Here is a 14,201-nt window from a genome sequence, read left to right as displayed (position 1 = left end):
CCGATCATGGCATAATTGAGGTGTTTTGCTGCTATGCACAACGGGCTGGGTTGCGGAACATGCTGTTGAATCAGCCTGCTCTTAATCCAATGTTAGCCATGTTTCGTGTTGCAGCGGGTGCCCAGGCCTTTAAGGCGTTCCACCTATCCTTTTGGCTGGGCCTTCTTGCGGCGCGAAAGGGGCGTGACGATATAGAGTGTGACAGTGGGTCTTCGTCGCGCTGCTTATCGCGTCACGCCCGGTCCCGTCAGCAGGTTCCGTCAGCAGGTGATGGTTGTCATGGCTCTGGATATTCGTCCGCTCGTCAATGGCGTCGCGGTTGCCCCGCAGATGGCGCTGGATGATTTCGCAGCCATCCAGGCTGCGGGTTATCGCACCATCATCAATAACCGCCCTGATGGCGAAGACCCGGGCCAGCCCACCGCTGCGGATGCGGCGGCGCGCGCCCAGGCACTGGGGCTTGCCTATATTCATCAGCCGGTTACCAGTGCAACGCTGGGCGCAGAGGTGGCAGCCGCTTTTGCCGGGGCTGTCGCGGCATCGCCAGGGCCAGTGCTTGCCCATTGCCGCAGTGGCACGCGCTGCACGATTCTATGGGCACTCGCTGAAGCGAAAGCCGGAACGCATTCAATCGACGAAATATTACGCATTTCCCGCTCTGCGGGTTACGATATTACCGCGCATCGACCATTGCTCGACCGTCAGCGCTAAAAGTCGGGATAATCATACAGCGAAAACGCTTAAGGCCATTGTGTTGGCCGCATCGCTGTGCGAGTGTCGCTACCGGTCCGGTCGGGGTACCGGTAGGTGGAGGCTGCACGCGACATGATGCGCAGTTGGGCTCAAGGGCTCCTCGCAATCCTGTTTACGGTGACGTTGGTCCAGGGGAGTTTGCTTCCCCGGTCTGCGCTGCAATCCTTTGCCTCCAATCTGCTGGCCGTACCGCTGCTTTCGCTCTCTCCAGAGGATAAGCAACAGTCGCCTCGTTTTTCCGATAAGGGAATTGAGCCGACATCCAGTCGTTCCCATGGCTCTGCCAAGCGTGAGCGGCAGCTGGATGGTGATGAGCCCTCCTTGCTGCCGACCTTGCTGGTGGTGGCCATTGCTCTCTTCTACGCCCTGCCACTTCGTGGCAGCGACGTCGTTCGTGCCCTTCGCATCGGTCTGACGCCGGAAGGGCGCCATCGTGAAGCCGGACGTTGCCCCACCGGGCCGCCCGGTTTGCCGTGCTGAGAGTGAGCGGGTTTCTGCACGGCGTTTCGCCTGCCTACGGCCCGCAAAGAACTGTCCCCGTAACAGGCCCTGTCTTTGAAGTCCTGCTTCGGACTTGTCAGGCCGTCGCATTCGGAACCTTGTCGAACAGCTGTGATTACTTCGCGGGATACTTCCTTCGCAACGGGAAGGTCGCGTATATCACTGACTTTTGGCAAGAACATGGCTCGCGGCTGTGGATTTGAAAAAAAGTCGGCTTTGAATAAGACCGGCAGATGATTCAACCCACCTATGTGTGCTATGCCGGATGCCCCATCCCCCGTGGATCGAGTGACCGACCGATGTCCTACCTGTCGCAAACGCCCTATCGGCGGCAAACACAGCCGCAAAAATCCGGGCGGTTGGTTGGCATTGTGGTGGTTGTTGTCCTGCATATCGGGTTGATCTACGCCCTCGCATCCGGTCTTGCTCGCGATGTGGTTCAGATGGCTACTGAACCGCTTGAGACCAAGATCATCGAGGAAGTCGCCCCGCCGCCGCCGGAAGAACCGCCGCCGCCGCCACCTCCGCAGTTCGAAACGCCGCCGCCGCCGTTCATTCCGCCGCCAGAGATTCAGATCTCTCAGCCGCCGCCGGCCAATCCGCCGATTACGGTGGCGACCAACCAGCGGCCCCCGGAAGTGCGTCCGCCGACGCCGGCCCCGACGCCCGCTCCTGCCCCGCCGGCACCGCCGACGGGCGGCAAGCTGAACGTCAAGTCGGTGTCCAAGCCGGACTACCCCTCTCAGTCGATTCGACTGGAAGAGGCCGGCACGACGATGATGCGCCTCTACTGTAATGAAGATGGCCGCATCTCTGACGCTAAGGTTGAAAAGTCGAGCGGATATGAACGGCTTGACAATGCCTGGTTGAAGGAAGCCAAACGTGGTCGCTGGAAATGCGAGCCCCCGACGATTGGCGGCAAGACCCAGGGCGCCTGGCTGCCGGTGATCGTTCCGCTGGTTTTCCGCCTGGAAGACGCGCGTTAAGCGTCAGTTGCAAGACCGATCGATCCCATTCGAAACACGTAAGTCTGAAAGCAGAGCTACGATGAGCAAGATGTTCACCCTCGGCGGTATCAGCCGCCTTGCCGCTGCCGCCGCCCTGGTTGCCACCCTGTCGGCACCGGTTTTTGCCCAGGCCACCGATCCGGCTGCCGCTCCGACGGCCACCACGACCACCCCGGCTGCCGCTGATCCTGCCGCTGCCCCGGCTGCTGCTGATCCTGCCGCTGCCCCGGCTGCCGTTGAGCCGGCCCCTGTCCCGGCCGCCGAGGCTCCGGCCGCCGAGGCACCGGCTGCCCCGTCTGAGAACCCCTACGGTCTGAAGGCCATTGTTGCTCACGGCGACCCAGTCGATCAGGGCGTGCTCGTTGTTTTGGTCATCATGTCTGCTGGCACCTGGTATATCCTGATCACCAAGCTGTTCGAGCAGACCCGTCTGATGAGCCAGGCCAAGGCTGCCGAGAGGGATTTCTGGACCGCCGGTTCGGTTGCCGAAGGTGCGACCCGCCTGAAGGAAACCTCGGCTTTCCGCGGCGTGGTGGAAGATGGCCTGCGCGCCACCGAGCATCATGATGGCGCCCTGACCGACCATATCGACTTGCACACCTGGGTGACCATGTCGCTGCAGCGGTCGGTCGATGCCGTTAATGCCCGTCTGCAGGGCGGCCTGTCCTTCTTGGCCTCCGTTGGTTCCACCGCCCCCTTCATCGGTCTGTTCGGTACCGTGTGGGGCATTCTGAACGCGCTGGTGAATATCGGTCTGTCCGGTCAGGCTTCGATCGACAAGGTCGCCGGTCCGGTCGGTAGCGCTCTGGTCATGACCGCTATCGGTCTGCTGGTCGCCGTGCCCGCCGTGCTGGCCTATAACTGGCTGACCCGCCGCAACAAGGTGGTGATGGACCGTCTGCGCAACTTCTCCTCCGATCTGCACTCCCTGCTGATCGCCGGCCAGAAGGTGAAGACCTCCTCCGCCCGGAGCGCCTGACCATGGGAATGAGCGTCGGGCCCGCCGATGGCGATGAAGAAACGGTGGTGTCGGAGATCAATACGACGCCGCTCGTGGACGTGATGCTCGTTCTGCTGATCATCTTCCTGCTGACCATTCCGGTCGCTATCCAGACGGTTCCCGTGACGCTTCCCACCGAAGCCAACGTTCCGACTGTGACCAAGCCGGAGAACGTGACAATTGCGATTGATGTTGACGGCAACATCTACTGGAACGCCAGTTTGTTGCCCGATTACAACGCGCTGTTCGAGCGTATGAAGGAAGTCGCGGTGCTGAACCCCCAGCCGGAGATCCACATTCGTGGTGACAAGGAGGGGCGGTATGAGTTCGTTGGTCGGGTGGTTGTGACCTGCCAGCGCGCCGGCATCATGAAGATCGGCTTTATTACCGAGCCCCCCGCAGGTGTTCTGGGGACTGCCGGTCAGTGACCGGCAGTCTTCCCCTCGGGACTTATACGATAGGAGGCCCCCATGGGCATGAGTGTAGGTGGCGGCAGCGGTGAAGAGGGTGCAGTCAGTCCGGAAATGAACACGACGCCGTTGATCGACGTCATGTTGGTTCTGCTGGTGATGCTCATCATCACTATTCCGGTTCAGACCCACGCCGTGAAGCTGGATATGCCGATCGGTCCGCCGCCTCCGCAGGAAAATACTGTGGAGCCTGAGGTGGTTACCATCCAGGTCGATTTCGACGGCACCGTCATGTGGAATGGTCGCGCCCTTTCCGGGCGTGACGAGCTTGAGCGGGAGATCCGGACCGCCGCTGCGAAAAATCCGCAGCCGGAAGTTCATCTCTGGTCGAACAAGCTGGTTAAGTACAAGAGTGTTGCGACCGTTCTGACGTCGGCCCAGCGTCTGGGCTTGACCAAGATCAGTCTGATTGGCGGCGAACAGTTCCTGAACTGATTTGCTACTGAAGAGATGTGGCGTCGGTCTTGTCGACGGCGCCACATCTCTGCCGTCATGCAGTGATTTAATCCGTTTTCAGCGGTCGGATGGCCGGCCGTCATGGTTCACCTGATCGGCGGAGTGGGCGCCCCCTTTGGTGTGCGCGCGCCGATGCGAGACCCGAGATCGAGACAATGACCCGTACCCGTATCTTCAAGGCCGCCCTGCTGGGAACGGCTCTCGCCTTTGGCTCCTTCGCTGCCGTGATGGCGCCGGCCGATGCCTTTGCGCAGAAGGCCAAGGAGGAGAAGGGCAAGCCCGCTGGTGACACCGTGCGGCCCGAGGTTGGCAAGCCGCTGACCGAAGCCCAGGATCTGATGAAGGCGAAGAAGTTCAAGGAAGCTGTCGCCAAGATCCGCGAGGCTGACTCTGTCGCCGACAAGACGCCGTTCGAAGATTTCATGGTCGAACAGATGCGTCTGGTTGCCGCCTATCAGGCGGGCGACACACCGACTGCCGAAAAGGCGTTCGAGACGGTTGCAGCGTCTGGCCGTATGCAGGCCTCGCAGCTTCTGACCTTTACGCAGGCTTTTGCCCAGCAATATTATCAACAGAAGAATTTCTCCAAGGCTGTCGCCTGGACACAGCGTTATTTCAAGGATGGCGGCAACGATGCCAACATGCGGACGCTGCTGATTCAGTCCTATTACCTGAACAAAGATTACGCCAACACGATCAAGGAAGTGTCCGCAAAGATTAGCGCAGTCGAAAAGTCTGGCCACAAGCCGGACGAGAAAGATTTGCAGTTGCTGGCGGCTTCCAACAATGAAAGTAATAACGAAGCTGGCTATGTTGTCGCGCTGGAGAAGCTGGTTCAATATTATCCTAGTAAGAATTACTGGACGGATCTGGTGTTGCGCACCCAGCGTAAGCCCGGCTTCAATCGTGATCGCCTGGGACTGGATGTCTATCGCCTGATGAACAATATCGGGATGCTGGATACCACCAGCGATATCATGGAAATGGCGCAGTTGTCGCTGCAGGCCGGCAATCCCGGCGAAGCTCAAATGATTATCGATAAGGGCTATGCGACCGGGCTGTTGGGGCAGGGTAAGGAAGCTGAGCGTCACAAGCGTCTGAAAGAGCTCGCTGCCAAGAATGTGGCAGAGGATAAGAAGACCTTGGCACAGACCGAACAGCAGGCTGTTGCCGGTGGTAACCCCGGCCCGATGCTGCGTGTTGCCGAAGCCTATGCCGGCTATGGCCAATACGACAAGGCCATCAGCCTGACCGAGCAAGCGCTGGCAAAGGGTACCGGTCTGAAGACGCCGGATGATTCCCGCCTGCGTCTGGTGACTTACTATTTGGCCACCGGTCAGAAGGCCAAGGCGGAGGCGACGGCCAAGCAGATCAAGGCCACCGACGGTTCGGCCGATCTTGCGCGGCTGAACCTGTTGGCGGCGGCTGCCAAGAAGTAAGCCGGACGAAAAGGGCGGGTGGAGCGATCCACCCGCCCTTTCACTTTCTGCCCAGCTTTAAGATGCGGCAGCGCATAGCTCTGCCGTTGACAATCCGCCTGCGCTGTTGCCGGACCCCCGATGCCGGAATTCGAACCGCTCTACCGTCCACGACTGCAATATCCTGAACGGGCCCTGCGGCTGCGGCGGGAAGGGCGCGTCATTGTGGAATTTCAGATCGGCAGTGATGGTGCCCCTCACGATGTCCGCGTGGTGGAGGCCACACCTCCAGGATTGTTCGAACAGTCCGCATTGCGATATGCTGCGGGCCTGCGCTATACGCCGGATATCGCGGCGGACACAGACGGTCTGGTCGCGCGGGAGCGTGCGCGGCAGCGACTTGTCGTTCGTTTCGAAATGCGGGGTCAGGCTTAGCCCCTGCCGAATAGCTGGGCAGCTTTTCCGTGCTTGGCTACGGAAGGTCTTTCCAGGTGGCCTGGAAATCCTTATCTGTATGCCAGAGGCATAGCTTTCATCTGGATCGGGAGAATTCCCATGGGCACCTTTAGCATTTGGCATTGGGTTATTGTTTTGGTTGTTGTCCTGCTGGTGTTTGGTGCCGGCAAACTGCCCAATGTAATGGGCGACATGGCCAAGGGTGTGAAGGCGTTCAAGAAAGGTATGCGCGACGACGAGACGCAGGCCGATGATCCGAAACTGACCGAAAACAAGCCCGGTGCTGACGCCCCGCGTTAAGTTCCAAAGTTTATCGGTATCGGTTTGTGCCCTCACGAATATGTCGGATCAAGCTGCTTTTTTAACCCCGGCTGATGTTGAGAATCTGGCCGGGGATCGTTCTGTTGAGCCCCGTATTCTTCTGGTGCAGAAGATCGTACGGACAGCGGAACTTGGCCTGATGGCGCCGGGTGCGCAGGAAACGGCCCGTGACCTTCTGCTAAGACTGGCCCGCGACACGGTGCTTCAGGTGCGCGAAGCTGTGGCCTGGCAGGTTTATAACAGCCCTTTGCTGAATGATGAGTTGGCGAGCGCGCTGGCCACCGACGTGACATCGGTGGCCTTTCCATTGCTGCGTCACGCGGACAGTCTGGCGGATTCGATCCTGCTGGAGGTTATCGGTCAGGATGATGCCGCCAAGCAATTGGCCATCGCTGCCCGGCGCGCGCTTTCTGCCACGGTCAGCCACGCACTGGCGAAGGTCGGCAATCTGGCTGTGATTGCAAAACTGGCAGGCAATGCTGGTGCTGAACTGCCTGAGAAGACCCTGCAAGGGCTGGCTGACCGTTATGCCCATGTGCCGTTGATCGCCGAGCCACTGGCGGGGCGTGAATTGCTGCCAGCATCGGTGGTGGAACGGCTGGTGGCAGGTGCCTCCAATCTCGTGCGTGACATGCTGATCAGCCGCTACCACCTTTCACCCGTTCTGGTGAAGGAACTGGTGGGGCACGGGCGGGACAGCGCGACATTGGCGCTGCTGCGGCCGCTGGGACGATCCGGGATGCATTCGCGTGCGATGGCGGTTCACCTGCATGATGCCGGCCGTCTGGGGTTACCGCTTCTTCTGCGTGCCCTTTGTGCGGGCGATTTTGACTTTTTCGCCGCCGGTATTTCCGTGCGATCGCACGTCGCCGCCGGCAATGCGGCGGCGTTGCTGGCGGATGGCACGGGCGAGGGGCTGCGTACGCTGTTGGGCCATGCGCATGTGCCCAAGCGGTTGCACCAGCCGTTCCTGTTGGCTCATCAAGTGGCGCAGGAAATGGACTATGCGGGCGGGGATGTCGGTCGCGTGGCGTATCAAACCGCCGTGCTGGCCACGCTCTATGCCAAATGCGGGCAATCGGAAGAACGGGCGATGGATGATCTGTTGCTGCAGTTGTTTGACAGCAAAGATGAACAGCTCGTCGACGAGGCGATGGATCGCGCCGGGGTTTTGTTCGTTCCGGTCAGGGGCACCCCTCCACGCGAATAGCGCCGGATGTCGGGCTTGTGGCGTTATACTCAGCGGTGTTGATCAACACTCTCAATTGCCGCACCGTCATGCCAGAGGATTGGCTTCACGCGGCATATGAGGGAACTGATGAATTCCAAGAGCCATGATCCATAACTCGTGGGGTTAGAACGCCTTGATCTGCATCTGGATCGGGCCGTCGGCCCGGCCATGGATGAATTGATCAACATAGGGGTTGCCGGAATTATCGATCTGCGACACCGGCCCGACCCAGATCAGCTTGCCTTTGTAGAGCATGGCGATACGGTCGGCGATCTTGCGGGCGCTGGCCATGTCATGGGTGATCGACAGGGCCGTCGCGCCCAGATCCTTCACGCATTTCACGATCAGATCATTGATGACGTCGGCCATGATCGGGTCTAGCCCGGTGGTCGGTTCATCGAAAAAGATGATTTCCGGGTTGGTGCAGATGGCGCGGGCCAAGCCGACGCGCTTTTGCATCCCGCCGGAAAGCTCCGCCGGTGACAGGTTGGCCACATCCGGCCCCAGCCCGACGGCGCCCAGCGTGGCAATGGCGCGTTCCCGCGCCTCCTTACGACCCACGCCATGGCCCTGGATCAGGCCGAAGGCGACATTTTCCCAGACCGGCAGGCTGTCAAACAGGGCGGCCCCCTGGAACAACATGCCGAACTTGGCCAAAGCCCGTTCGCGGTCGCGGCCACCAATATGGGTGGTATCCTCGCCATCAATCTGTATCGTCCCGGAATCCGGTGTCAGGATGCCCAGGATGCTTTTCAGCAGCACCGACTTACCGGTGCCGGAACCGCCAATAATGACAATGCTTTCGCCGCGCTTGATCTCCAGATCGACGCCATCCAGCACGACCTTGGTACCAAAGGCCTTCTTCACGCCTTTCAGGGCGATCTTTGGCACTTCCATGGCGGTGTTCAATTCCAGCGTCTCGCTCATGAGAAGAAGATCCCCGTCAGCAGATAATTCAGCACCAGGATAAGGATGGAGGAGGAAACCACGGCATTGGTGGTGGCCGCCCCCACGCCCTGGGCACCCCCGCGCGAGTTATAGCCGTGGTAGCAGCCCATCAGGGAGATGACGAAGCCGAAGGCGCCGGCCTTCACCAGCCCCGACACCACATCCATGAATTCCAGATAATGCCAAGTATTGTTGATATAGCTGGAGGGGTTGAAGCCCAGTCGGTAAACCGACACCAGATAGCCGCCGAACACGCCAATAATATCGGCCACCAGCACCAGCAGCGGCAGCATGGTGGTGCCGGCCAGCAGGCGCGGCACCACCAGATATTTGAAGGGGTTGGTGGACAGGGTGGTCAGCGCATCCACCTGCTCCGTCACCCGCATGGTGCCCAGTTCCGCCGCCATGGCGGCACCGATGCGCCCCGCCACCATCAGACCGGCCAGCACCGGCCCCAGCTCACGGGTGATGGACAGCACCACCACAGTGGCGATGGCGCTTTCGGCTGAGAAGCGGGAAAAGCCGCTATAGCTCTGCAGCGCCAACACCATGCCGGTGAAAACGGCGGTCAGGCCGACGACGGGGAGGCTGTAATAGCCGATCTCCACCATCTGCCGGCCGATATGGCGGAAATAGAAGGGCGGGCGCACGCAATGCGACAGGGCCGTCAGGGTAAACATGGCCAGCCGACCCGTCGCTTCCAGGAAGGTCAGGGTGGCGCGACCAATCGCACGAAGAAAATGCATTAACCTGACCTCTCAGGGCGCGGGGCGGATGGGTTAACGGCTAGCCCCTGGCATCCGCCCTGTCAATGGCGCCAAGGGACGTGCGGCTGCGGCGCAACAGAGCCATGAACATAGGGGGCGGCCATCGGTTCCGCCAGCCATCATCCGCCGTGATAGACCCGATGATAGCGGGCACCCAGACGGGTGAGGATTTCATAGCCGATGGTGCCGGCCTCCCGCGCCACCTGATCCACATCGCGGGCGGGGCCGATCACCTCCGCCCAGCCGCCGACATTCAGCAGGGGTGCGGGCACCTCGGTGACATCCACGGTCAACAGATCCATGGAAACGCGGCCGATAACGGGGCAGGGGTGCCCGGCAATCATCGCTCGGCCCTTGCCGGCCAGCGACCAGGGATAGCCATCGGCATAGCCCAGGCCCAAGGCGGCCACCTTGCCGGGGCGGGTCACCCGATGGGTGGCATCATAACCGACGGTGACGCCCGCCGGCACTTCCCGCACCTGTAAAATCCGGCCCAGCAGCCGGATGACGGGGCGCATCGGGTTGGGCATCCAGGGAGCAGGGTTGGGACCATAAAGGGCGATACCGGGGCGGACCAGATCGAAATGGTAATTGGCCCCATGGAAGATGCCGGCGGAATTGCTGAGGCAAAGCGGTGCGGGCGGTAAACCCGCTACGGCCCCCAAGAAGCGGCTACGCTGCTCAGCCGTCAGCGGATGCTGTGGATCGTCGGCACAGGCCAGATGGCTCATCCAGGCCTGCAATTCCAGCCCGGCCAAAAGGGTGGGTAGATCATTTCGGACCCGATCCAAATCACCCAGCGGTAGGCCAAGGCGGTTCATTCCGGTATCGACATGAATAATCGCCGGCAGTTTCCGGCTCAGCCGGGCCGCATGATCGCACCAGCGTTCCATCTCTGCCAGGGTGGAGAGCACCGGTACCAGCCTTTGATCGGCGATCTCCCCCTGGGTGCCGGCGGGCACCCCGTGCAGCACGATGATGCGGGCTTGGGGCAGGGCGGCGCGCAGCCGCACGCCGGCCTCAATATCGGCGACAAAGAAAGTACGGGCGCCGGCCTGCCACAGGCTGCGGCCCACCGGCACGGCGCCCAGCCCATAGGCATCGGCCTTGACGACGGCGCCGCATTCGGCCGGACCGACGCGGGCGGCAAGATCGCGCCAGTTGGCGACAAGGGCAGCCAGATCAATGGCAAGCACCGCCCCGACGCGGGCCGCAGCCGGTGTTTCCAGCGCAGCGGCGAGGGGGGAGGGGAGGTCAATCATGTTTGCTGTATCCTGCGTCGCGGAGTGGCGCGTCGCTTAATCGTCGTAATCACCACCGCCATGGGTGGTGTCCAGATCGCCGAAGCGCGTGTAATTGCCATCGAAGAACAGGCGCACCGTGCCGACGGGGCCGTGACGCTGCTTGCCGATGATCACGTCGGCGGTGTTGTGTACCTGGGCCAGCCGTTCCTGCCATTGCTGGTAACGGTCATTATATTTGTCTTCGCTCTCATCCGGCCGGCGTCCGGGTTCGGCGCGCTCCAGATAATATTGTTCGCGGAAGACGAACATCACCACGTCGGCATCCTGCTCAATGGAGCCGGATTCACGCAGGTCGGACAGCTGGGGGCGCTTATCCTCGCGGCTTTCCACGCTACGCGACAACTGCGACAGCGCGATGACGGGCAGTTCCAGTTCCTTGGCGATGGCCTTCAGGCCACGCGTGATCTCGGAGATTTCCTGCACGCGGTTCTGTTCGCCCCGGCCGGTGCCGCCGCCGCGCAACAGTTGCAGATAGTCGACCACCACCAGACCCAGCCCATGGGTGCGCTTCAGCCGCCGCGCACGGGTGCGCACGGCGGTGATGGACAAGGCCGGCGTGTCATCCACGAAGAAGGGGACACGGGCCAGATACTGGCTGGCCTCGACGAATTTCGGGAAATCGGTGGCGGCGATATCACCCCGGCGGATCTTGTCGCCGGAGACCTCCGCCTGATCGGCCAGGATACGCAAAGCCAACTGCTCGGCCGACATTTCCAGGGAGAAGAAGCCGACCGGCGCCCCCTCCTTGCCGCCGGACAGCATATAGGCCTTGGCGGCATTGAAGGCGATGTTGGTAGCCAGCGCCGTTTTACCCATGGAGGGACGGCCGGCCAGGATCAACAGATCGCTGGGATGCAGGCCACCCAGCTTGCCATCCAGATCGCGCAGGCCCGAGGTGACGCCGGTGACATGGGTGGAACGGCGGAAGGCCGCCTCCGCCGTTTCGATGGCGGCCTTCAGCGCCCGGTCAAAGGGCACGAAATCGCCCTTGATGTCGCCGGTGGCCGCCAGTTCGAACAGCTTCTTTTCCGCCTCTTCGATCTGGTCATTGGCGGCAATGTCGATATCGTGCTTATAGGCCTGATTGACCATCTCCTCGCCCACCTCGATGAGCTGGCGGCGGAGATAGCTGTCATGGATGATGCGGCCGTAATCTTCCACATTATGGACGGTGACGATGGCTGCGGCCAGGCGGGCCAGATATTCCTGGCCGCCAATATCGGCCAGATCGCGGTCCTGCTCGAAAAAGGCCTTCAGCGTGATCGGGTTGGCCACCTGCCCCCGATCAATCATCTTCAAGATCGCCTGGAAAATCTTCTGGTTGGCCGGATCGAAGAAATGTTCCGGGCGCAGAAACTCGCCCACCTTTTCGAAGGCCTTGTTGTTCACCAGAATGGCGCCCAACACAGTCTGCTCCGCCTCCTCATTATGGGGCGGGCTGCGATAGGCGGGCGTGTTGCCGGTGAAGCCGGAAGGGTCGATCAGCTTGGTATCCATGATGGGATGATTTTAGCAGCCCTGCAGGCCAGCCGCTAAACCATCCCATGGCAAGCCCGGTGAAAGCCGGGGACAGTTTGTGGATAAGCTGTGGATAAATAGGATCAGGCGGCATGTATCCGGCGCTGTTCTGCACGTTCGCCGACATAGAGATAATCGCGCGTCAGCGGCACGCTGTCGACCTCCCGGGACAGTTGCATCTGGAAGACCATATGGCCCTGATGGCGGAAGGCACATTCACTCCCGACCAGATAAAATTCCCACATCCGGCAGAAACGCTCATCATAAAGGGCGGCCACCTTGTCGCGGTTGGCCATGAAGCGGCGGCGCCAATGGCGCAGGGTCTGGGCGTAATGCAGCCGCAGAATCTCCACATCCGTCAGCCAGAGACCGGCCCGTTCCACCTGCGGAATGACTTCAGACAGGGCAGGGGAATAGCCGCCGGGGAAGATATATTTGCGCAGCCAGGGATTGGAGGTTTCCGGCCCTTCTGCCCGGCCGATGGAATGCAACAGGGCTACCCCATCCGGGGCCAGCAATGATCGTATTGTCCGGAAGAAGCCCGCATAATGGGGCACGCCGACATGTTCGAACATGCCGACGCTGACGATCCGGTCAAACTGGCCCTGGCATTCCCGGTAATCGCACAGGGCGAATCGCACCCGGTTGGACAGTCCCGCCAGCTCGGCACGCTGGCGGGCCACGGCCAGCTGCTCCTGGGACAGGGTGATGCCCGTCACCTCCACATCGGCCAGTTCCGCCAGGGTCAACGCCATGCCACCCCAGCCACAGCCAATATCCAGCACCTTCTGACCAGGACGCAGCAGCAGCTTTGCCGCGATATGGTGCTTCTTGGCCGCCTGCGCCTCCTCCAGATTCATGTCGGGTTCGGCGAAATAGGCACAGGAATATTGCCGGTCGGCATCCAGGAACAGATCATAAAGCGCGCCGGACAGGTCGTAATGATGGGCCACATTCCGCCGCGACCGGTCCATTGGGTTGCGCTGCTGCCAGAACCGCTGCAACCCGATGCCCAGCCGGCGCAGCCCATCAAAGGGGCCGATCGTGCCGAAACCGGCATTGCGGGTGACCAGATCGATGAAATCATAGAGGCTGCCGCGCACCATCTGCAGCGTGCCATCCATATAGGCTTCACCCGCATAAAGGCCGGGATTGAGGGCCAGTTTCCAGTGCAGCGACGGATCGGTCAGCCGCACGATGATGGTTTCCGCCGCATCGCCCGTGCCGAAAGCGTGCACGCCGCCACGCGCATCCACCACTTCCAGCCGGCCGCTACGGATCAACCGGGAAAGCATCCGGAACAACAGCATGTCGGTTCCCCTGCCGCCGATACCTCGTGACGATAGGGTAATCCCGAAAGGGCCCGGATTGAACCCGGCCCTTCGATGCAGCCAAAAGGGCATAGATCGGCAAGCGCCAAAGAAAAAGGCGGCCTGTCTTTATCGGACGGGCCGCCTTTCGCTTCAGTCAGACAGAAACCGGGGCTATCAGGCCTCGGTTTCTTCCGTGGCTTCGACTTCCTCAGCCACGTCGTCTTCCTCATCCTCGTCGTTGCCGACGACCATGCCGCCACGCTGGGCCTGCACGGTGGCTTCTTCCACCGAGCGGGCAACGTTGACGGTCACGAACACCGACACTTCCGGGTGCAGGACAACCTTGACCTTGAACAGGCCCAGGGTCTTGATCGGGTCGACGATGGCGACCTGAGCACGGGAGATGGTGGTGCCGGCGGCGGTGACGGCATCGGAAACGTCACGCGACGTGACGGAACCGTACAGCACACCCGACTCGGCAGCCTGACGCACCACGACGACGGCCAGACCGTCGACCTTGGTGGCCACCACTTCGGCTTCCTTCTTCAGTTCCAGATTGCGCGCTTCCAGCTGCGCCTTCTGGCCTTCGAAGTAAGCAAGGTTTTCCTTGGTCGCGCGCAGGGCCTTCTTCTTGGGCAGAAGGAAGTTACGGGCATAACCTGCCTTGACCTTCACAACCTGGCCCAGTTGACCCAGCTTTTCGACGCGTTCCAGCAGAATGACGTCCATGGTCTTTTC

15 protein-coding genes and 1 pseudogene are annotated in these 14,201 nt (G+C 61.1%); 10 read left to right on the top strand and 6 right to left on the bottom strand.

Annotation, left to right across the window (positions count from 1 at the left end):
- Window positions 1–279 precede the first annotated feature (279 nt).
- The 10 genes and pseudogenes from GE253_RS00380 (at window position 280) to GE253_RS00335 (ending at window position 7,592) form a co-directional block, all read left to right on the top strand.
- The gene (locus GE253_RS00380) at window positions 280–711 is read left to right on the top strand and encodes a TIGR01244 family sulfur transferase (RefSeq protein ID WP_153202170.1); all 432 of its coding nucleotides are present in this window, start codon (window positions 280–282) and stop codon (window positions 709–711) included.
- 114 nt (window positions 712–825) lie between these two features.
- On the top strand, window positions 826–1,233 hold the full coding sequence (locus GE253_RS00375) for a hypothetical protein (protein WP_153202169.1): 408 nt from the start codon (window positions 826–828) through the stop codon (window positions 1,231–1,233).
- A gap of 320 nt (window positions 1,234–1,553) precedes the next feature.
- Complete coding sequence (locus GE253_RS00370; RefSeq protein WP_153202168.1) at window positions 1,554–2,240, top strand: energy transducer TonB; 687 nt, start codon at window positions 1,554–1,556, stop codon at window positions 2,238–2,240.
- Window positions 2,241–2,301: 61 nt separating this feature from the next.
- Window positions 2,302–3,240, top strand: a complete 939-nt coding sequence (locus tag GE253_RS00365) for a MotA/TolQ/ExbB proton channel family protein (RefSeq protein WP_211101310.1) — start codon at window positions 2,302–2,304, stop codon at window positions 3,238–3,240.
- A gap of 2 nt (window positions 3,241–3,242) precedes the next feature.
- Entirely contained in the window at window positions 3,243–3,689 is a 447-nt protein-coding gene (locus GE253_RS00360) for a biopolymer transporter ExbD (RefSeq protein WP_153202167.1), read from the top strand.
- Between the two features lie 42 nt (window positions 3,690–3,731).
- Entirely contained in the window at window positions 3,732–4,166 is a 435-nt protein-coding gene (locus tag GE253_RS00355; protein WP_173012419.1) for a biopolymer transporter ExbD, read from the top strand.
- A gap of 176 nt (window positions 4,167–4,342) precedes the next feature.
- The gene (locus GE253_RS00350; RefSeq protein WP_153202166.1) at window positions 4,343–5,626 is read left to right on the top strand and encodes a hypothetical protein; all 1,284 of its coding nucleotides are present in this window, start codon (window positions 4,343–4,345) and stop codon (window positions 5,624–5,626) included.
- A gap of 120 nt (window positions 5,627–5,746) precedes the next feature.
- Window positions 5,747–6,040, top strand: a complete 294-nt coding sequence (locus tag GE253_RS00345) for an energy transducer TonB (protein WP_153202165.1) — start codon at window positions 5,747–5,749, stop codon at window positions 6,038–6,040.
- A gap of 120 nt (window positions 6,041–6,160) precedes the next feature.
- A pseudogene (locus GE253_RS00340) lies at window positions 6,161–6,313 on the top strand (twin-arginine translocase TatA/TatE family subunit); the annotation flags it as partial.
- A 208-nt stretch (window positions 6,314–6,521) separates the two neighbouring features.
- Entirely contained in the window at window positions 6,522–7,592 is a 1,071-nt protein-coding gene (locus GE253_RS00335; RefSeq protein WP_173012418.1) for a DUF2336 domain-containing protein, read from the top strand.
- Window positions 7,593–7,736: 144 nt separating this feature from the next.
- Here GE253_RS00335 and GE253_RS00330 read toward each other — a convergent pair whose 3' ends face one another.
- From GE253_RS00330 to rplI, 6 genes are all read right to left on the bottom strand, one after another.
- Window positions 7,737–8,540 (bottom strand): ATP-binding cassette domain-containing protein, encoded by an 804-nt coding sequence (locus tag GE253_RS00330; RefSeq protein ID WP_247878415.1) that lies wholly within the window; start codon window positions 8,538–8,540, stop codon window positions 7,737–7,739.
- Entirely contained in the window at window positions 8,537–9,307 is a 771-nt protein-coding gene (locus GE253_RS00325) for an ABC transporter permease (protein ID WP_153202162.1), read from the bottom strand. The genes GE253_RS00330 and GE253_RS00325 overlap by 4 nt, the downstream gene beginning before the upstream one ends.
- 140 nt (window positions 9,308–9,447) lie before the next feature.
- Window positions 9,448–10,590, bottom strand: a complete 1,143-nt coding sequence (gene alr / locus GE253_RS00320; RefSeq protein WP_153202161.1) for an alanine racemase — start codon at window positions 10,588–10,590, stop codon at window positions 9,448–9,450.
- Between the two features lie 36 nt (window positions 10,591–10,626).
- Window positions 10,627–12,129 carry a replicative DNA helicase gene (locus GE253_RS00315; protein ID WP_153202160.1) on the bottom strand — a complete coding sequence of 501 codons (1,503 nt, stop codon included), beginning with the start codon at window positions 12,127–12,129 and terminating at the stop codon, window positions 10,627–10,629.
- Between the two features lie 104 nt (window positions 12,130–12,233).
- Window positions 12,234–13,460, bottom strand: coding sequence for a cyclopropane-fatty-acyl-phospholipid synthase family protein (locus GE253_RS00310; RefSeq protein ID WP_153202159.1), 1,227 nt, complete (start codon window positions 13,458–13,460; stop codon window positions 12,234–12,236).
- A gap of 177 nt (window positions 13,461–13,637) precedes the next feature.
- A complete protein-coding gene (rplI, locus tag GE253_RS00305) occupies window positions 13,638–14,192 on the bottom strand; it encodes a 50S ribosomal protein L9 (protein WP_153202158.1) in 555 nt (184 codons plus the stop codon).
- Between the last annotated feature and the right edge of the window lie 9 nt (window positions 14,193–14,201).

Origin of the sequence: Niveispirillum sp. SYP-B3756, assembly GCF_009495745.1 — a bacterium.
GTDB lineage: Bacteria > Pseudomonadota > Alphaproteobacteria > Azospirillales > Azospirillaceae > Niveispirillum.
This window is presented reverse-complemented; position numbering and strand designations above follow the sequence as displayed.